Here is a 19,362-nt window from a genome sequence, read left to right on the forward strand (position 1 = left end):
CTTTTTCTATATAAAGGAGGAACTTTTGGTTATGACAGTAAAAGTAGGTATTAATGGATTTGGACGTATTGGTCGTTTAGCTTTCCGTCGTATCAAAGAAGTATCAGATGATATCGAAGTAGTAGCAATCAATGACTTAACAAGCCCTACAATGTTGGCTCAATTATTACAATTTGATTCAACTCATGGCACTTATCCTGGAAATGTTAGCGCAACTGAAGATTCAATCGTAGTTGACGGAGAAAAAACACGCATTTACGCTGAACCTGATGCTAGCAAAATCCCTTGGGTAAAAGAAAATGGCGTTGATATCGTTTTAGAATGTACTGGTTTCTACACTTCTGAAGAAAAAGCACAAGCACATATTGATGCTGGTGCAAAACGTGTTGTTATTTCAGCTCCTGCTGGCGCAATGAAAACAATCGTTTATAATGTTAATGATGATACATTAACTTCTGACGATAAAATTATTTCAGCTGGTTCTTGTACAACTAACTGTTTAGCTCCTATGGCTTATTTCTTAAATAATGAATTTGGTGTTGAAGTTGGAACTATGACGACTGTTCATGCTTACACTTCTACTCAAATGTTATTAGACGGACCTGTCCGTGGTGGCAACTTACGTGCTGCACGTTCAGCTGCTGACAATACTATTCCTCATTCAACTGGTGCTGCTAAAGCAATTGGCTTAGTTATCCCAGAATTGAATGGTAAATTACAAGGACATGCACAACGTGTACCGGTTGTTGATGGTTCATTAACTGAATTAGTAACTGTATTAAAATCTAAAGTAACTGCTGATGAAGTTAACGAAGCAATCAAAAAACATACCGTTGATAATCCATCATTTGGTTATGACGATCGCGAAATCGTTTCAACTGATGTTATTGGTACAACTTTTGGTTCAATCTTTGACCCAACTCAAACAGAAGTTACAACTGCCGGCGACGTTCAATTAGTTAAAACAGTTGCTTGGTATGACAATGAATATGGCTTCACTTGCCAAATGATTCGTTTGTTAGAAAAATTTGCTAACCTTTAAGATTAGATTTAAGAGGAGATTTCGATCTCTTCTTTTTTTTCACATTTTTTTCATATCTACTTTGTGTTTTTTTTGTTATCATAAAATAGAGAAAATGTGAAAGGAGCTTTTTATGCAACTCAAAAAATTTATGATTGGTGCAGCTTTAGCCTGTTCTGCTCTGATTCTAACAGCTTGCAATAGCAATAATGAAACAGAAACTTCAGAAAGTTCAGCAAAAACAACTGAATCGAGTGTAGATCTAAGCAAAGTCGATTTACCTCAATTAGATGAAGGTGTAGCAGCCGATGAATATTTAGTTCAAATGGATACTTCTGAAGGAACCATTCAGATGAAACTATTTCCTAAACAAGCACCAAAAGCTGTTGAAAATTTTGTTACTCATGCAAAGGATGGCTATTATAATGGCACCACTTTCCATCGTGTCGTTGAAGATTTTATGATTCAGGGTGGCGATCCTAGTGGAGATGGCACTGGCGGTGAAAGTATCTGGGGTGAAGGATTTAAAACTGAAAATTCTGATCAGCTTTATAATATCCGTGGTGCTCTTGCGATGGCCCGTTCCCAATCTCGCAGTAGTAATGGTAGCCAATTCTTTATCGTTCAGAACAATAAAAATGTTTCTGACGGTTTAGCTATTCAATATTATCCTGAAAGGATTATTGAAGCTTATCAAAATGGTGGTGCACCAAACTTAGACGGTGAATATACTGTTTTTGGTCAAGTGACTGAAGGTATGGATGTCGTTGATAAAATTGCCGCAGCAGAAGTTACAACTAATACTGGTGGCGAAAACTCAAAACCAACTAATCCGGTAACCATCGATACAATTAGTATTTTACAAGAACCTAGTGATAGTAAAGCAACGGATTCTAGCAATTCAACTGAAGCAACGGAAAATTCCGAAACAACTACTACTTCATCAAATTAATTATTAAGTCAAGATCATTTGTTGATCTTGGCTTTTTCTATCTTTCGATAGCAAATTTAACTTTTGCTTTATAAGTTCTTAAGATATAAAAAAACTTCGTAATAGTATTTACGAAGTTTTGCAACGGTCTTATTTTTGTTCTTTATCTCCAACGATAAACGTAAATTCACATTCAGTAACTATTTTTTCTTCAACTGTTGCCCAAGCTTTAGCAGTGCCAACAGGTCCTTTAATCTTTTGAATATCAAAATTTAAGAATAAAGTGTCGCCTGGCCGAACGAATTCATGAAAAACTGCTTTATTAATCCCACCGATATAGGCTGTTTTCCCTTTAAATGCTTTAGATTCTAATATTAGTAAAGAACCTGCTTGAGCCAAAGCTTCTACAATCAATGTGCCGGGCATAATTGGTTGGTCCGGAAAATAACCTTGAAAAAAATCTTCATTCATCGTTAAATTCTTCTTAGCAGTGATATGTTTTTCATCTTCAAATTCAGTTACTGCATCTAAATAATAAATGGGAAAACGATTTGGAATCGCCGCCATAATCTCTTCAACGTTCATCAATTTGTTCATTTTTGCACCTCAATTTATTTATTTGATTATCAAACTATCATACTATTTCAAGTTTATCAAGCCTCCAAAAAATAAATAAAAAAATAGTTTGACAATCAAAGCATTTTAAAACATAATAGGCTCATACTTATTTTATATTATTTAGGAGTGTGCCAAAGAATGTCAATTTTATCTGAAAAAAAAATCGTTGTGACTGGCGTTGCTAACAAAAAAAGTATTGCTTGGGGATGTGCCAAAGCCATTTCTGATTTAGGCGGCCAAGTCATTTATACTTATCAAAATGATCGTATGAAAAAAAATCTTGTCAAATTAGTTGGCGAAGAAGCGATTATGGTAGAACTAGATGTCTCTGCTGATGAAAATATCGAAAAAGCATTTAATCAAATCAAAGAAACTGTAGGAACAATTGACGGATTACTGCATTCAATTGCTTTTGCTAATAAAGAAGAATTATCTGGAGATGTAACTGATATTAGTCGTGAAGGTTTTGCTTTGGCGCAAGATGTTTCAGCCTACTCTTTATTGGCGGTATCAAAATATGCAGCACCTTTGATGACTGAGGGCGGAAGTATTGTCACTATGACCTATATGGGCTCTGAGCGCTCTATTCCAAATTACAACATGATGGGTATTGCAAAAGCTGCATTAGAGGCTGAAGTTCGCTATTTAGCGACTGAAATGGCGCCTAAGAATATTCGGGTAAATGCCATCTCAGCTGGTGCGATTAAAACATTGGCAGTAACTGGGGTAAAGGATTATCAAAGTTTATTGAACCTATCTGAAGAACGAACACCGGACAAAGTTAGTGTAACAATCGAAGAAGTCGGTAACACTTGTGCTTTTCTTTTAAGTCCACTTGCAACTGGTATTATTGGTGATATTATTTATGTAGATAAAGGTGTTCATTTAAGTTAATTTGAACTATTATATTTTAGCAATTACTAAAGGACTATGACAAAAATTGTCATAGTCCTTTTCTTATTTTACTTCATATCTAAGTTGTCTAAATAATGTTGGCGTATTTCCTTCTTCATTGTCTTCAAATTGAACAAATTGAATTTTAGGCGAATAATCTGTTGAATGGGCCTCTGCGATATTTGTAATATCTAAATTATAAGGCTCTCCATTTTTTAATTTTTCAGATAGAATTAGTTGATTCGCTACATACACAAAAGTCACTTGATTTTCATCAATCCCTGTTGCTTCAAAGGTTAACTGATTTTCATCTGGATTAACTGATTCAGTCAATAGTTTAAAATCACCAGTCCCTGTACCATCACCTTGCGTTACATCATCCATCATTTCTTGAGTTTCTAAATCGACAGATTCATCAACCTGCTCATCATTTTTAGTAGAACAAGCTCCTAAAAATAGTGTAAGAGTAAATATTAAGGCAAGCAGTATTTTTCTCTTCTTCACATATTTCCCTCCTTTTTTAAAGTATATCAAAATTTTTAAATAAAAAAATACTCAGGAAATTCCTGAGTATAAAAAATTATTTTACTTTTTCAATCCAGCCTGCCGGAGCTTCTACGTCTCCATATTGGATTCCTACAAGTTCATCATAAAGTTTTTTAGTTACCGGTCCGACCTCTGTTTCGCTGTAAAAAACATGGAAGTTGTCTCCATTTTGGATTCCTGCAATTGGTGAAATTACCGCTGCTGTCCCACATGCGCCCGCTTCAACATAATCATCTAGTTTGTCGATGTAGACGTCCCCTTCAACTGCTTCCATACCAAAACGTTCTTCTGCTAATTGCAGTAAAGAATATTTGGTAATACTTGGTAAAATAGACGGTGAAGTTGGGGTAACAAATTGATTGTCTTTGCTAATTGCAAAAAAGTTTGCAGAACCAACTTCTTCGATTTTAGTATGAGTAGCAGGATCTAAATAGATACAATCAGAAAAATTACGATCATGTGCTTCTTGCCCTGGCAATAAACTTGAAGCGTAATTCCCACCCACTTTTGCTGCACCAGTACCATGGGGAGCCGCTCGATCGTATTCAGAAACGATAAAATTAGTTGGCGCCATTCCACCTTTAAAATAAGGTCCTACTGGCATACAGAAAATACTGAAAATATATTCCGGCGCAGGGTTCACACCAATATTTGGTCCAACACCAATCAGAAATGGACGTAAATATAAAGTCGCTCCAGTTCCATATGGTGGCACGTATTCTTCATTAGCTAAAACAACTTCCTTCAATGCATCAATAAATTTATCTTGAGGAACTTCCGGCATCATCATTCTTTCAGCACTTCTATTTAATCGTTTCGCATTTTGTTCTGGTCTAAATAAATTAATTCCGCCTTCTTTTGTACGGTATGCCTTCAACCCTTCAAAAGCTTCTTGACCATAATGTAAAGCTGTTGAACCTTCATTAATATGAATCATATTATCTTCAGTTAATTTTCCTTCGTCCCAGGCGCCATCTTTCCAATATGAAATATAGCGATAAGGAGTTTTAATGTAACTAAAGCCTAATTCTTCCCATTTGATATCCACCATTTTACCATCTCCTTTTAATTTATAGAAAGTCTACCATTTTCACATCAAAATGTCATGGTATTTTTAGAAATATTTGAAATTTTCAGATAAATTCTTTCAAGATTTTTCATCGACAGTATTTAGAAAACTTGTTAAACTGATGGGAGCATCTTTTAAAGACTATCATTGCACAAATAATTACCTTAATTTTAAAAAGGAGTTTTCATATGTTTTTTCTTAATACAACAGTGGATTCCAGCACGAATTTAGATGTTGTTGATCAAGCAACCAAAAAATTATCCGCTTGGCAAAGATACTGGGATTCAATCAATTGGGATGATATATTAGCGACTTTTATTCAAAAAAGTATTACTTTACTAATTGTTTTAGTATTATTTATCATCATTCGACGAGTTGGAAATTTTCTAATCAATCAGTCTTTTGAACGACAGCAACAAAAGATGACCGGCAGTATCACTAGATTAAAGACTATTCACACACTCTCTAGCAATGTGTTTTCCTACTTTTTATTGTTCTTTTTCTTGTACGCAGTATTAGATACAATTGGTATTCCAGTTGGCTCATTATTAGCGGGGGCTGGGATTGCCGGCGTTGCAATCGGACTGGGCGCCCAAGGATTTATGAATGATATTATTACCGGATTTTTTATTATCTTAGAACAACAGATTGATGTTGGCGACTATATTCGGTTGGTTAATTTACAACTTGAAGGAACTGTTACCTCAGTGGGTATTCGGACTATTCAAATGAAGTCGACAGATGGTACGGTTCATTTTATCCCCAACCGTAATATTACCACTATTAGTAATTTATCAAGAGCTCATATGCAAGTACTGCTAGATATTCGAATTAATCCTAATGAAGGTTACGATGCTATCAGCCAGTTAATCATGCAGGTTAACACAGAGTTAAGTGAAAAATTTAAATCAGAAATTTTTGATGGTCCTACATTGTTTGGCATGGTGGATTTAGGAAATAGCAATTATGCAATCCGAACGGTTATGTATGTAGAAAATGGTAAACAATACCATCTGAAGGAAGAATTTTTAACTGCTTACGTAAACACACTCAACCAACACGGATTTACAATTCCCAATAATCCGATTGTCGTAAATTAAACGAGCTTCAAAAACAGTGGGAAGTTTCCGCTGTTTTTTTCGTGAAATAAAAAAAATATCGGTAAGAGATCCGCGGATTTCTTACCGATATAAATTATTTTTTATGAAGCATAGCGCTTGCTGATCATTTTTAACGGTAATGCATTGCTAAAAAAGAAAATTAACCCAGTTTGTAAAGGAAGCATAACCGCAGCCTTAGTCAAGCGAATTGTCCATAAGGCTTTGTCCGTAAAAGGAATACCATACATAATTGACAACCATAGTGGTGTTAAAAATAAGCTAATGATTATTGTATTCAGTAACACACAGAAAAATGCATTTTTTATAGTTACTTTTTTCTTATAGAAAAAATAACCATAAATCAAGCCACCAATAAAAGCATTCAAAGTGAAGCCGATGAAAAATGGCGCTTTTCCTAACATTGTATTGCCGATTATATCAGCAATGGCAGCTCCAACCCCTGTCCATAAAGGACCAAAAAGGCTAGCTAATACTACCTCTGGTACAAAATCAAAGGTAACTTTTAGTAGCTGCGTTTCAAATCCAAAAATTTGGGATAAAACAACCATTAAGGCGATTAATAATCCCATTGTAGCAATTGCGTGAGCGTTTAATTTTTTCACGATGAGCATCTCCTTTAGAGCTGCTACACAAAAAAGCATGCAGCGAATGCGAAGACAAAACCGCGAATCGCCATTCTTCGTTCCTGAAGCAACATTCCATCTTCAAGACACTTAACGCTTTGTCTTCTACTCTGTTTATTTTTTATCAATGCTGATTATAACTTAAATAATAAAAACCGGAAACAAAAATTCCTCCTCCAACAATATTTCCTAAAAAAACTGGGATAAAATTACTGATAAAAGCTACCTAGGTACTGCCACCCTCAAAAATGGCTGCTGGAATTATAAAAGCATTAGCCACACTATGTTGAAAACCAATCGCTACAAAAATCATTACAGGAAACCAAATACCTATAATCTTCCCCGCACTATCTTTGGCACCATAGCATAACCATAAAGCTAACCCTACAAACCAATTACAGCCTATCCCAGAAACAAAAGCTTGAAAAAAAGTTGCTTCTACTTTGTGATGAGCAATATTGATTACTTGTTCTTGAAAAACACCGCTATGGGTTAATCCAACAAAATGACCAAAAAAATATGCAACAAAAATTGCACCCACTAGATTAGCAAATGTAATTGTTAAAATATTTTTTATATAATCACCAAAAACGATTTTTTTTGCAAAGTAGGCACTACTAACGGCCATCATATTTCCAGTGACTAATTCTCCACCCGCCAATAAAATGACAATCAAGCCAATCGGAAAGACACACGCACCTACTAAACTAGCAATGCTAGGTAAATCCGTTGCAATAGAAGCTGAAACTCGAATATAAGCCAGATAACCTAAGGAAATCATGGCACCTCCGATAAAACCTAAAATAAGTTTAGTTAATAATGGTTTTTGAATTTTTGAATTCCAACGAGAATACTTTGCTGTAAAATTTTAGTTGGACTAAACATTGATTCAACTCCTTGAAGAAAATCTTTTTAAACAATGTTTAATTCTTCAAAATGACTCAGTATTTTAATATCCTGAGAGACACTCACGAAGGCTTTCTGATCTACTTCTTTCATGATACGATTAAGAATTTCCATTTCATAGAAAGTTATAACAGTAATTAAAATCGTCTGTTCTTGATGGTCGTAAGCACCATAGCCTTGAGGAATAACCGTAATCCCTCTAGTTAAATCTTCTTGTAAGGCGGCGATGACTTCTGCTGGCTTTTGCGTGATCACCATCACTTGAACTTTTTGATGTTTCACATAAACTAAATCAGTTACTTTTCCACTGACAAAAATTGCTAAGAGACTGTAAAAAGCATACGGCCAACTGAATAAGTATCCAGCTGTCAATATAATCACACCATTAATCATCATTGAAATAGCGCCAATACTTCGACCTGTATGTTGTCTTAAAGTAATAATGAGAGCATCCATTCCACCTGTTGAAATACCATATTTCAAGGCCAATCCCAAAGAAAACCCATTAATAACACCACCAAAAATTGCACAAATAATCGGATCATTCGTCAAACTTATATTTGGCACAATGTACATTGCAAAAGAAGCAAATGTTACAGAAATAACTGTAAAAACGACAAATTTTTTATTGATTTTAAACCATGCTAAAATGAACATTGGTACATTTAATAAATAATAAATGATTGAAATTGGTATGTTTGCACCGCTACCGCGATCAAAAAGAGTCGTCAAAATTTGTGAAATCCCAGTAATTCCACCTGCATAAATTTGACCAGGTTGCCAAAAGAAGTTTAAAGCAATTGAATACAAAAAAGCGTAAATTAGGGCAATTGTTAGTTTAGTAACTGTATCTTGCCAAAATTCCTTTTGTTTCCCTTTTAGCATAAAGTGCCCCTTCCATATTTATGAACTTGCTAAAACAAGATGAACAAGCAAAAGCAACAATAAGAAGTCACTTTTTACTTGTTCCATGATCTATTAATCTTCAAACTGAATGTCTAAATCAATCTTTGATTCAACAGCAGCTAATAAACTGCCATCTACTAATACGTTTGTTGCTATGTTTAGTTCATCATAAATTTCAATATCTTTATCATTTTCAATGAAATCCACGGATTCACGGAAAGTATCATAAGCCACTTGAGTCCCTTTACCGAGATTTTTTTGTGCTTGACGAATATCAATCGCTTGGCAAGCAGCCATAATTTCGGTAGCAACCACGCGACGAGAATTTTGTGAAATTTCTGCCGCCGTTCTAGCTGCTGTGGTCCCCATGCTGACAAAATCTTCTTGATTTTCACACGATGGAATCGAATCAACACTAGCAGGGTGAGCTAGAATTTTATTTTCAGAGACCAATGATGCACATGCGTATTGAGTAATCATGAAGCCAGAATTCAAACCAGGATGTTTCACTAAGAAAGACGGCAATTTGCTTAGCTGTCTATTAACTAATCTCTCTAACCGGCGTTCAGAAACATTACCAATTTCAGCAATCGCAATCCCTAAGAAATCAAACGGCTGAGCCATTGGTTCACCATGGAAATTCCCACCAGAAATAACTTTTCCGTCTCTTGTGATGATTGGGTTATCTGTGACTGAGTTGATTTCGATTTCAACTTTTCTTTTCACATAAGCGATTGAATCTTTACTTGCACCATGAATTTGCGGCATACAGCGCAATGTGTACGCATCTTGAACATTATCTGGAGTTGCTTCTGTTGTATAGACACTGCCTTCAATTAATCGACGAATATTTCTAGCTGTTGCTAATTGACCGCTTTGTGGTCTAATAGTGTGTAATTCTTCTTCGAATGGACTGGAAATACCGCGATGAACTTCTAAAGACAACGCCCCAGCAATATCTGCTAATTTCAATAATTCAATAGCATCATAGGTAGCCAAAGCTCCTACTGCGGTTAAAACAGTGGTTCCATTAATAAAAGCCAAACCTTCTTTAGCACTTAACTGAATAATTTCTAAACCAGCTTTTTCCATTGCTTCTCTACCAGGTAATAATTCCCCTTGGTAATAAGCTTTACCCAAACCTAATAATGGCATGACCATATGAGCTAATGGAGCTAAATCTCCGGAAGCTCCTAACGATCCTTTTTCAGGAATATGTGGATGTACCCCATTATTTAACATTTCCATTAATGCTTTTACGGTGCCTAAACGGATTCCAGAATAACCTTTGACTAAAGAGTTCACTCTGATTAACATGATGGCCCGCACAACATCTACCGGAAATGGATCGCCAAATCCAGAAGCATGTGTTCGGATCAAATTTTCTTGTAACTGAGCGGTATCCTCTTGAGAAATACTGACATTACACAATGAACCAAAGCCAGTATTTATTCCATAAACTACTCGTTTTTCGGCAACGATGTCATCCACTATTTTTCGAGAACGATTAACAGCTTCTTCAGCACTTTCAGCAATTATTACTTTGATATTATTTCTTGCAACAGCGATAACTTCTTCTAAAGTTAAATGATCACCATCTAGTACAATTATTTTTTCCTCTCTCATGTCCAAATCCTCCAATTTTAGATGCCATGACTTATACAAAAATCGTTTTATTAAATAATTGTTGAATTTTATCTTTGTTTTAAATTTTATTGCACTACATTTGGTTTACGATTAATTATAAAATACAAAATACTAGCCACGATTACCCCTACAAGTCCAGCAATCAAGTTTACTGGATTAGCAGCCGCAACCATCCAAATGCTAACAATAATTGAAATAATTGGAATTACCGATCCAAATGGCAGATTAAAGACTGGTTTCGTATCCATACCTTTACGACGTAACCAAATAACGGCTAACGCTGTCGGAATGTATTGAAAGAATCGAAATACCACACTCAGCTCAGCTAATTGTTCAAATGAACCACTCATTAAGAAAGCAATCGTAATGATCCCTGAAACAATAATAGCTACAATTGGCGCACCTTTTGCATTCTTTTTAGCGATAACCTTGGGTAACAATCCTTCATCGGAAATCGAAGCACCATAGCGAGGAATCATTAAAGAATCTCCCATGTTCAATCCAGCAATTGAAACCAAAGCACCAATGGAAATAATCCATTTGCCAGCGGGTCCAATCATTTGTACAAAAGCATCTTGTACTGGTGCATTACTTTGTAAAATTCCAGTGCCTAACATTGCGATTGTACCAGCAATGATTAAAAAATATAAAGTCGACACAATACTTATTGAGCTTAAAATTGCTTTAGGGACATTTTTTTTCGCATTCCGCATTTCACCCGCAACAATTGGTAAGGCTTCAAAACCAATAAAAGCATAAAAAACAGTCAGTGAAGTTGATGCCATTGCTTGAGAAATTGTCATGTCAGGATTTAGTTGTAAAAATGGCGTGAAATTTCCCATGTTGATTCCGTTTTTAATAAAGAATATACTCATTAAAGCAAATGCAATGACTGGAATCAATTTTGCAATCGTAATGACAATTGTAAAAATTTTCGACGTTTTAATACCCATACTGTTAATGACCGATAATAAAATTACCAATAAAACGCTAATCCAAGTGTTATAGCCAGTTAAATTAGGAAAAGCTTGTATTAACAATTCGGCAAAACCAGAAGCCATCGCAGCCCAGGAAATAATTGTTACAAACCAACCTAAAATCCCTACATTAAATCCTACAAAATCACCAAAAGCGGTTTTAGCATATTGAAATGCACCACCATTTTTGTTGAAATATCCCGATACTTCAGCAAAGCATACAGCCAGCATCACGACTAAAATAACATCGACTAACATTGCAACTAAAGAGGCAGGTCCTAAATCCTGATAAATAGTACGAGGCAATAAAAAAATTCCAGAACCAATTACAGCATTTATCCCATAAAGAGTTGCTCCACTAAGACTAAATTTAGCTTTTTCACCTTCAGCGACAAGTTTTTCAGGGTTTTTAATGCCTGGAATCTGTTCTTCATTGTTTTCCATATTTTGTACTCCTCTTACTTAAAACGCTTTCAAACCTTTGTTATAAGCTACAACTTGCATTGACTAGACTTACTCTTTTCTCTTCTCCTAAAATTGACAACTCAACTGGTCGTTTAACTTCTGTTAGTCGTAAGCTATCTGATTTTGACACAAAATACTCAATATTATTAATCACAATTTTACAATCTTCAATGCAATACAAAAGACTTTCTGCTTTTGGTAAAAGGTAGGTTTCATTTGTTACTAAGGGTTTCATTAATCCTCTCATCGAATCACGATAGATTAAATTGAAATCTATACACTGACCAAAACTTTTCGTTGATACGGATCCGTTAAAGGCAAAAACTTGAAAAGGATCAAGCCTCACCTCATTATTCTCTTGTTCAAGTTTTACTTTCCCAGCTAATAACATCAATAATCTTTTATAACCAGGTAATGATGTAAATGTACTAGTCTCGGTTTCAATCGTGGCACTTGATATTCGATAGTCAAATTCATCTAATAGGTATTGTCCATTTTCTGGAGATAAGACGATTTCAGTCGTTTGACCGCTGCTCCAAAGTGAAATATGATACTTATTTTCCTTTAAATAGGTAATATTCATATTAGAATAACCCAGAGATATTACCTTCACTATCAACATCAATTCTTTCTGCTGCAGGTGATTTCGGTAATCCTGGCATTGTCATAACAGCCCCAGTTAAAGCCACAATAAAACCAGCTCCCGCCGAAACTCTCAAGTTTCGAATTTTGACAGTAAAGTCAGTGGGTGCACCTAATAAAGTCGCATCATCAGAGAATGAGTATTGTGTCTTAGCCATGCAAATTGGATATTCCCCAAAACCTAATTTCTCTAATTCTGCTAATTCTTTTCGAGCTACTGGCGCTAGTTCGACACCTTTACCACCGTAAACTTTTTGAACAATTTTAGTTAATTTTTCTTCAATTGAATCAGTTCCTTCATAAACAAAACTGAAATTACTTTGTCTTTCAGTTAATTCAATGACTTTATTCGCAAGATCAACACCGCCTGCACCACCATTTGCCCATACATCTGAAAGAGCGACATCAACATTTCTTTGCTGACAAGCTTTTTTCACAGCTTCTAATTCTGCTTCAGTATCAGTTGGAAATTTATTGATAGCAACAACAACGGGCATTCCATAAACTTCTTGAATATTACTAAGATGTTTTTCTAAATTTGGTAATCCTTTAATAACCGCATCAACACTTTCATTCGCTAAATCTGCTTTTTTCATTCCACCATGCATTTTCAAAGCACGAATGGTCGCTACCAAAACTACCGCATCAGGACTCAAATTAGCTAAACGACATTTAATATCAACAAATTTTTCAGCACCTAAATCAGCCCCAAAACCAGCTTCAGTAACTGCGTAATCAGCATATTTTAAAGCTAATTTTGTTGCTAAAACACTATTACAGCCGTGAGCAATATTGGCAAATGGCCCACCATGAATAAAAGCAGGTGAATGCTCTAAAGTTTGGACAATATTTGGTTGAATAGCTTCTTTTAATAAAGCGGTCATTACCCCTTCAGCTTTTAAATCTTTGGCAGTCACAGGCTTACCTTCAAAAGAGTAGCCAATAATAATTTGACTTAGTTTTTCTTTCAAATCAGTAATATTATTAGCCAAACATAAAACTGCCATAATTTCTGAAGCCACTGTGATGTCAAAGCCGTCTTCTCTTGGTACTCCATTAACACGTCCCTGCAGACCATCGACAACATGTCGTAATTGACGATCGTTCATGTCCACCACACGTTTCCAGGTAATTCGACGACTATCAATCCCCAAAGCATTTCCTTGATGAATATGATTGTCTAACATGGCAGCTAACAAATTATTTGCTGCACCGATCGCATGGAAATCGCCGGTAAAATGTAAGTTGATATCTTCCATTGGGACAACCTGGGCATAGCCACCGCCAGCGGCGCCTCCTTTAACACCGAAAACGGGTCCTAAAGAAGGTTCTCGTAAAGCAATAGCCGCTTTTTTGTCTATTTTTGAAAGTGCATCTACTAAACCAACTGAAGTTGTCGTTTTTCCTTCACCAGCAGGCGTTGGCGTAATCGCCGTAACTAAAATTAATTTGCCTCTATTGGTATCTTCTAAATCATTTAGTTTACTAACATTTATTTTAGCTTTGTAATTTCCATATAATGAAAGACTGTCCTCAGGAATACCTAATTTATTTGCTACTTCTTTAATCGGTAGCATCTCTACTTGATTTGCAATTTCGATATCTGATAAAATCGTCATTTTACTCAACCCTTCTTACACAATTTTTTCGATTTCTGTGTAAATATGATCGGCTAACTTACTTCCTTCTGTTAATAATTCCAAGCCATTTTTACGATAATGTTTTACAAAATCTTCGTTCTTAACCCCTGAAAGATTGATTAGGACATTTAGCCAAGCGCCTTGTAAAGCAGATTTTAAATTAAGTGCCGCAACCCCAAGATCACTAGCAGCATTAGTGTTTGATTTTCCAATTAAAGCTTCAGTAACTTTCAAAGCCTCTGTAGCAATTTCCATCATTTTAAAAGGTGTTTTGGTTGCTCCCTCTAAAGCATTCTGCATCGCTTCTTTACGAGCTGCCTTCTCTTCTTCGGTATCCTTTGGCATTGTAAATACTGCTGATACTTTATTAAAGGCTTCTGTATCTTCATCAATCGCTATTATAAAAGCGTCTTGAAGTCTAGCAGCTTCAGCCTGTCTTTGTTTTACTATTTCTTCAAATTCAGCATATTTCTTTTTGCCGATTGTTAATTCAGTCACCATTTTTGTTAAGGAGATTCCCATTGCTCCAGCTAAAGCTGACGCCGAACCGCCTCCTGGAGCTGGTTCATCTGAACCCAATACAGTCATAAATTCATTAACTTTCAAATCTATTAGTTGCATAGTTATCCTCCTAATTTAATAAATGATTTTCTAAAACTTGTTTGTTGTAATCAAATTCTTCAATTTGCAAATAATACTCAGCGCAATCAATTAATGCTTTGGCTGGTGTTAAGCCAATTACTTCACTGCCGATAATGTTCACGCCATATCTTTTGGCTTCAAATCGAATCGTTTCAAAGGCACGATATAAAGGTGTACCCTCGTAATTCACCATGTTCATCGATACTTGAGCAATATTACGTTCTTCCAGCATTACGCCGATTCCTTTACAATACTTAAAGCCGCCACCAGATCCACGGACAATTTTTGCAATTTTATTCGCAATATCAATATTATCGGTATCTAAGTTGACATTAAAAGCAACCAACGGCATCCGTGCACCTACAGCAGTTACACCAGCCGTTGGGTGGATTTTTCTTTCTCCAAAATCGGGTGCCCAGTCTTCCTCTAGTAATTTTTCTGGCATCCCTTCAAACTGACCTTTACGTACTTTTGCTAAATTTTTACGAGCAGGTGTACTAGCCGATTCTTCATATAAGAAAATTGGAATGTTCAATTCATCATTGATACGCTTCGCAACTTTTTTAGAGATTTCCACACATTCTTCGGTTGTTACATCTTTAATCGGTACAAAAGGTACCACATCAGTCGCACCCATTCGGGGATGTTCTCCATGCTGTTTCGTCATATCAATATTTTCGCTAGCATATTTTACAAGTTGGAAAGCAACTTCCTGGATACCAGCTTCATCCCCGACTAAAGTGAAGACGCTACGATTGTGACTAGCATCCGAAGAATAATCTAACAAGGTCACTCCTCCAACACTTTTGGCAACTTTCACTAATCCGTTAATGACTTTTTCGTCACTTCCCTCACTAAAATTAGGAATACATTCAATTAATTTTGCCATTTTAAAAACATCCTCTCTTTTTAATAATTGCATAACATTTTTCGATTTTATAAGGGGCATCACTCCCTTATAAACTAAATAGTTCACAGCTTTTTCTTAACAGTTCTACATCTTAAAAATCTTATTTTGCGCAATAAACAAATTAAATCGTTGTTAGCGCTTCCATTCATGGAACAACCTTATCATTATTTAAAAGGTCGGTCAATCTCATATAAATGCTGAGATTAAGCCCTTCCTCAGAATTTTATTTAAAGATTTTTGTTAAGTATAATTTTAATTTTTTAATCGTATTTTTCTATAGACAAAAATTTGACACTTTTTCGACATTCTTAATCTGAATGTCGAAAAAGAAGCTGAAATTTAACTTCAAAGAATTCGTTAAATTATCAGTATCTTTTCATAACAGTAGGATATTATGTATATATTTTATAGAGGTTCGCTTTATCATTTAATTGCTTTTTAAAAGTAAAAATTGAAAATGTAAAAAACAGTCATCGATATTTCTTTTTAATGATTTAAATGATTTTTTGCTTAAATGATTTTTTGACGTTTTATTGATACTTTTATGAGAAAAAAATAAAAAAATAAAATTTTTCTCATTTAAAATCGAAATCTTTGCTGTACAAAAAAACTCGAAAAAAAAGACCGTTAAAAAAAAGAATCTCAAATATTAGACTATCGAGATCTCTTTAAATTTTTTTCAGACGATCTTTATAAAACTATTCAGTTGTTTTTACTTCTTCAAAAGTATCCTTCAAATAATTTAATTCAAATTGATCACGATAAGCACTAAGGTTTTCTACAGCTTTCTTATAATAATGATTTGAGCTGTAATTTAATAGTTTTTCTATCTTCGGTGTATCCAGTGCTTTAATAGTTAGAAGATGCTTAACAATTGCCTTAAAAAAATAAACGATACCAGAATCACGTGGATTAGTCATTTGACCTTGAACTTCACTAAAACGTAGTAAGGACTCATACACTGCTTGATAATTTCCTTCCAGTAAATCAATTAAAGCTAAATACACACTTAATTGTGTCCGTTTCCAAGGTGAAATAATATTGGTGTACATTTCATTTGAACGTTGAAGATAATGTCTTGCTTGTTGGTAATTCCCCGCAGCAAAATACGAAATACCCATATCTACATAAAAAATCACTAGACTGGTTATTAAACTGGTTTCTTCGCATAGAGCTATAGCTTTTTTCATATAAAAAACAGCTTGATTGTAATTTTTTCGAAGCCGTTCAATTTCTGCTAAATAATCATAGGAAGCAGCAATGTTGCTGGCATATTTTTCTCTAACTTCATTTGAAATTGTAAAAATCGTAATCGATTCCTGACATAAGCGCTCTGCTTCTGATAATTCGCCAATCATTAAATGATACAAACCTTTTAATCTAAGTAAAATACCGATTGACTCATGATCATTAGATTTAATTGCAATGGTCATCGCCATATCAATATAAAGAGCCATCTCGATTGCATTGTCTGTTTGAATAAAAAAATAAATCATTTGTCGATAGGCTTTGGCTAAAATATCGTCATGGTGGTATTCCTTCGCTTGAACAATCACCCTTTGGATATCTTCAATCCCGCTATGATAATCACCACGATTAATTAAATAACGACCTTCCAGATATAAATACTTCATTAAAAGCTGTTGATAGTCATTCATATCTCCATAAAGTTCTTCATTAGATTTTAACTGGTGACCAATCTCTTCAAACTTTTCAAACTCTTTTTGAAATTCCAGCGGATGTAATTCTAAAGCCACTTTACTTTGTTCGTTATAAATTGGAAAAAGTTCATGTTGAAATTTTAACGAAAGTTCTAAATTAGAAAGTTCATAATCTAAAGATTTTAACTCTTGGTCAGCATTTTTATAATGATAAGCCACCAACGAGAGTAGTCCTTTGTCATTAGATGCTTTATATTGTTCTTCTAGCAAACGGGCAATTTTTTCATGAATTAACCGGATTTTACTGGCTGATTGACAAGAATAAATATGTTCTCTTAATTTTTTTTTCTTGAAAAATACATGAATTTTACTATTTATTGCCTGCTCAATTAAAAGATTCCGCTCGCTAAGATTTGCGACTGCTTTCGCAATTTCCTGTTCTGAAACCTCTAAAATTAAAGCAATCATGCTTATATAAGGGGGATTTTTGAAATAAGCTACCACTTCTAATACTGATCGTTCCATTGAAGATAGCTGAACAAGTGAAAATTCCAATTCCTTTTTAATTTTTGCCGTCATGTAATTAATCGATCCGCCCTGCCGCAATTGTTTGACATACTCCATTAAAAACATTGGATTTCCTTCTGATTCTTCATATAGTTTGTCACAAATCTCATAATCAAATTGTTGTTCCGGTATTTGCTTTTTAACAAAAGCTTTAATCGCTTCTTTTGGAAAAGGCTTTAAAGTAATTTGTAATAATTTATCGTAGTGACTGACTGCATTAATAAAATCAGTCACTTCACGATGATGATCAGTTCTTAAGGTCATTAGAAATAAGCAGTTTTGATTATGCAGTAAAAGACTTGTCAATAACTTCAAACTAGGCTGATCAATCCACTGTAGATTCTCAATATATACAATTATGTGATACTTGGCAGCTAGTTTATCCATTATGGTCAGCAAAAATTGCGAGAGATGATTGATATCAGTATCTCTTATTTTTTCTTCAAATTGAGTGCTGGCAATATCTAAAAAACTAGGAAAAAAACGCTGACACATTTGTCGCCATAAAGTTTCTGTCATGATTGATTCCGTTAAAACAATTGGCTCCAACTGAGTCATTATTTCTCGCCACATTCTTAAAGTAAAAGTTTGCTCTGCCTGAAAACAGCTAGCTTTAACTAATAATATTTCAGAGGCATTATTCAAAACTAACTGACTAAGAGCGGTTTTGCCAACTCCATCATCTCCTTGGATCAAGACTGATTGAAACGGTTGGTTACGATCAAAACAATCCAAGTTTGCTTCTAATACTTCAAGTTCAGCAGTCCGTCCAAAGAAACGATACTTGGTCGCATCTTTTTGTTCTTTGTTACGTTTAACGATTGTTAAAGTATCTTCGTAAATTTTTCGTGTTTCATCACTTGGCTGAATACCTAATTCTTCATTTAGTGTGCCCGCTAAACTGTAATAGGTTTCAATAACTTTACCATTACGATGACTATTTTGATAAAAACGCATCAACATCTGATAGTTGCGTTCATCATATTCATCAATATCAATCAATCGATGAATATTCTTTTCGACATCTTCCAAATGATTATTTTCAATATCTTCAGCTACTTTTTTATAACAGCTTTGAATAAATTTCTGTTCAAAAAAATTGCGCATTTTAATGACCCACAGATCAAAACTTTCAGAATCCTTCAAAAAAAATCCTTTTAGAAATTCATCTCGATATTCATCTAGATAGTGGATAGGATCTTCCGTGAACAAACGTGCGTCACTGGGAGCAACTAACGCTCCATCTAATTGTAAAATTGATTTATTGGGAGAAACAATGAACTCTGCTCCTAATTCTTTATTGGCTTGGTAAATAGTATTGCGCAGATTTTTACGAGCATTTTGTTCTGTTTTATTAGGCCACAACATCCCGGCTATTTCATCTCGACTGGCCGAAATATTTACTGTCAAGTAATAAATTAACGCATTGATTTTAGAAAAAGCAAAAAACACTGGTTGATCATCTAAAAAAATTTGAGGGTTACCAAACAATTGGCAACGTAGTACCTTTCGCATACATTCACCTTCTTTCATTCATTTTACGATAATTATTTAAAAAATAATAGCCAATTATAAT

Annotated in this window: 16 protein-coding genes, 1 pseudogene and 1 riboswitch; of the genes and pseudogenes, 4 read left to right on the forward strand and 13 right to left on the reverse strand. The window is 34.7% G+C overall.

All coding sequences use genetic code 11. The features are described from left to right. Positions 1-31 precede the first annotated feature (31 nt). Positions 32-1,042: a type I glyceraldehyde-3-phosphate dehydrogenase gene (gene gap / locus ACVWNY_RS06905; RefSeq protein ID WP_218325214.1), complete on the forward strand. Its 1,011-nt coding sequence runs from the start codon at positions 32-34 to the stop codon at positions 1,040-1,042. Positions 1,043-1,154: 112 nt separating this feature from the next. After that, positions 1,155-1,973 carry a peptidylprolyl isomerase gene (locus tag ACVWNY_RS06910; RefSeq protein ID WP_218325213.1) on the forward strand — a complete coding sequence of 273 codons (819 nt, stop codon included), beginning with the start codon at positions 1,155-1,157 and terminating at the stop codon, positions 1,971-1,973. A 129-nt stretch (positions 1,974-2,102) separates the two neighbouring features. Here the strand turns inward: ACVWNY_RS06910 and fabZ are convergent, their stop codons facing one another. Further along, on the reverse strand, positions 2,103-2,549 hold the full coding sequence (gene fabZ, locus ACVWNY_RS06915; RefSeq protein WP_218325212.1) for a 3-hydroxyacyl-ACP dehydratase FabZ: 447 nt from the start codon (positions 2,547-2,549) through the stop codon (positions 2,103-2,105). Positions 2,550-2,708: 159 nt separating this feature from the next. Here fabZ and fabI point away from each other — a divergent pair, with 159 nt between their 5' ends. Continuing rightward, complete coding sequence (fabI, locus tag ACVWNY_RS06920) at positions 2,709-3,464, forward strand: enoyl-ACP reductase FabI (RefSeq protein ID WP_218325211.1); 756 nt, start codon at positions 2,709-2,711, stop codon at positions 3,462-3,464. A 63-nt stretch (positions 3,465-3,527) separates the two neighbouring features. On the opposite strand, the gene ACVWNY_RS06925 is transcribed toward fabI, so the two are convergent. Together ACVWNY_RS06925 and ACVWNY_RS06930 are read right to left on the reverse strand one after the other, a co-directional pair. After that, positions 3,528-3,968: a hypothetical protein gene (locus ACVWNY_RS06925; protein ID WP_218325210.1), complete on the reverse strand. Its 441-nt coding sequence runs from the start codon at positions 3,966-3,968 to the stop codon at positions 3,528-3,530. Positions 3,969-4,044: 76 nt separating this feature from the next. Further along, on the reverse strand, positions 4,045-5,061 hold the full coding sequence (locus ACVWNY_RS06930; RefSeq protein WP_218325209.1) for a branched-chain amino acid aminotransferase: 1,017 nt from the start codon (positions 5,059-5,061) through the stop codon (positions 4,045-4,047). A 206-nt stretch (positions 5,062-5,267) separates the two neighbouring features. Between ACVWNY_RS06930 and ACVWNY_RS06935 the strand changes: the two genes are divergently transcribed. After that, positions 5,268-6,179 (forward strand): mechanosensitive ion channel family protein, encoded by a 912-nt coding sequence (locus ACVWNY_RS06935; protein ID WP_218325208.1) that lies wholly within the window; start codon positions 5,268-5,270, stop codon positions 6,177-6,179. Between the two features lie 101 nt (positions 6,180-6,280). Here ACVWNY_RS06935 and ACVWNY_RS06940 read toward each other — a convergent pair whose 3' ends face one another. The 10 genes and pseudogenes from ACVWNY_RS06940 to ACVWNY_RS06985 all read right to left on the reverse strand — a co-directional run bounded on the left by ACVWNY_RS06940 (position 6,281) and on the right by ACVWNY_RS06985 (position 19,301). After that, on the reverse strand, positions 6,281-6,811 hold the full coding sequence (locus ACVWNY_RS06940) for a folate family ECF transporter S component (protein WP_218325207.1): 531 nt from the start codon (positions 6,809-6,811) through the stop codon (positions 6,281-6,283). Positions 6,812-6,840: 29 nt separating this feature from the next. Continuing rightward, a riboswitch (THF riboswitch) is annotated at positions 6,841-6,938 on the reverse strand. Positions 6,939-6,947: 9 nt separating this feature from the next. Continuing rightward, positions 6,948-7,708 (reverse strand): annotated as a pseudogene (locus tag ACVWNY_RS06945) (formate/nitrite transporter family protein). Between the two features lie 27 nt (positions 7,709-7,735). After that, positions 7,736-8,614, reverse strand: coding sequence for a YitT family protein (locus ACVWNY_RS06950; protein WP_218325206.1), 879 nt, complete (start codon positions 8,612-8,614; stop codon positions 7,736-7,738). A gap of 93 nt (positions 8,615-8,707) precedes the next feature. Further along, entirely contained in the window at positions 8,708-10,261 is a 1,554-nt protein-coding gene (hutH, locus tag ACVWNY_RS06955) for a histidine ammonia-lyase (protein WP_218325205.1), read from the reverse strand. A gap of 86 nt (positions 10,262-10,347) precedes the next feature. Then, entirely contained in the window at positions 10,348-11,703 is a 1,356-nt protein-coding gene (locus ACVWNY_RS06960) for an APC family permease (protein WP_218325204.1), read from the reverse strand. Positions 11,704-11,743: 40 nt separating this feature from the next. Next, positions 11,744-12,307, reverse strand: a complete 564-nt coding sequence (locus ACVWNY_RS06965; RefSeq protein WP_218325203.1) for a HutD family protein — start codon at positions 12,305-12,307, stop codon at positions 11,744-11,746. 1 nt (position 12,308) lies between these two features. Further along, positions 12,309-13,985, reverse strand: a complete 1,677-nt coding sequence (locus ACVWNY_RS06970; RefSeq protein WP_218325202.1) for a formate--tetrahydrofolate ligase — start codon at positions 13,983-13,985, stop codon at positions 12,309-12,311. 15 nt (positions 13,986-14,000) lie between these two features. After that, positions 14,001-14,627, reverse strand: a complete 627-nt coding sequence (locus tag ACVWNY_RS06975) for a cyclodeaminase/cyclohydrolase family protein (protein WP_218325201.1) — start codon at positions 14,625-14,627, stop codon at positions 14,001-14,003. A 10-nt stretch (positions 14,628-14,637) separates the two neighbouring features. Next, the gene (gene ftcD / locus ACVWNY_RS06980; protein WP_218325200.1) at positions 14,638-15,537 is read right to left on the reverse strand and encodes a glutamate formimidoyltransferase; all 900 of its coding nucleotides are present in this window, start codon (positions 15,535-15,537) and stop codon (positions 14,638-14,640) included. A gap of 719 nt (positions 15,538-16,256) precedes the next feature. Then, positions 16,257-19,301, reverse strand: coding sequence for an ATP-binding protein (locus tag ACVWNY_RS06985; protein WP_218325199.1), 3,045 nt, complete (start codon positions 19,299-19,301; stop codon positions 16,257-16,259). Positions 19,302-19,362 lie beyond the last annotated feature (61 nt).

This window comes from Enterococcus sp. JNUCC 77, from assembly GCF_054819945.1.

Excerpts from the sequence above, each read along its gene's own strand:
- gap (WP_218325214.1), top strand. The coding sequence starts at position 32 with ATGACAGTAAAAGTAGGTATTAATGGATTTGGACGTATTGGTCGTTTA.
- ACVWNY_RS06910 (WP_218325213.1), top strand. The coding sequence starts at position 1,155 with ATGCAACTCAAAAAATTTATGATTGGTGCAGCTTTAGCCTGTTCTGCT.
- fabZ (WP_218325212.1), bottom strand. The coding sequence starts at position 2,549 with ATGAACAAATTGATGAACGTTGAAGAGATTATGGCGGCGATTCCAAAT.
- fabI (WP_218325211.1), top strand. The coding sequence starts at position 2,709 with ATGTCAATTTTATCTGAAAAAAAAATCGTTGTGACTGGCGTTGCTAAC.
- ACVWNY_RS06930 (WP_218325209.1), bottom strand. The coding sequence starts at position 5,061 with ATGGTGGATATCAAATGGGAAGAATTAGGCTTTAGTTACATTAAAACT.
- ACVWNY_RS06935 (WP_218325208.1), top strand. The coding sequence starts at position 5,268 with ATGTTTTTTCTTAATACAACAGTGGATTCCAGCACGAATTTAGATGTT.
- ACVWNY_RS06940 (WP_218325207.1), bottom strand. The coding sequence starts at position 6,811 with ATGCTCATCGTGAAAAAATTAAACGCTCACGCAATTGCTACAATGGGA.
- ACVWNY_RS06950 (WP_218325206.1), bottom strand. The coding sequence starts at position 8,614 with ATGCTAAAAGGGAAACAAAAGGAATTTTGGCAAGATACAGTTACTAAA.
- hutH (WP_218325205.1), bottom strand. The coding sequence starts at position 10,261 with ATGAGAGAGGAAAAAATAATTGTACTAGATGGTGATCATTTAACTTTA.
- ACVWNY_RS06960 (WP_218325204.1), bottom strand. The coding sequence starts at position 11,703 with ATGGAAAACAATGAAGAACAGATTCCAGGCATTAAAAACCCTGAAAAA.
- ACVWNY_RS06965 (WP_218325203.1), bottom strand. The coding sequence starts at position 12,307 with ATGAATATTACCTATTTAAAGGAAAATAAGTATCATATTTCACTTTGG.
- ACVWNY_RS06970 (WP_218325202.1), bottom strand. The coding sequence starts at position 13,985 with ATGACGATTTTATCAGATATCGAAATTGCAAATCAAGTAGAGATGCTA.
- ACVWNY_RS06975 (WP_218325201.1), bottom strand. The coding sequence starts at position 14,627 with ATGCAACTAATAGATTTGAAAGTTAATGAATTTATGACTGTATTGGGT.
- ftcD (WP_218325200.1), bottom strand. The coding sequence starts at position 15,537 with ATGGCAAAATTAATTGAATGTATTCCTAATTTTAGTGAGGGAAGTGAC.
- ACVWNY_RS06985 (WP_218325199.1), bottom strand. The coding sequence starts at position 19,301 with ATGCGAAAGGTACTACGTTGCCAATTGTTTGGTAACCCTCAAATTTTT.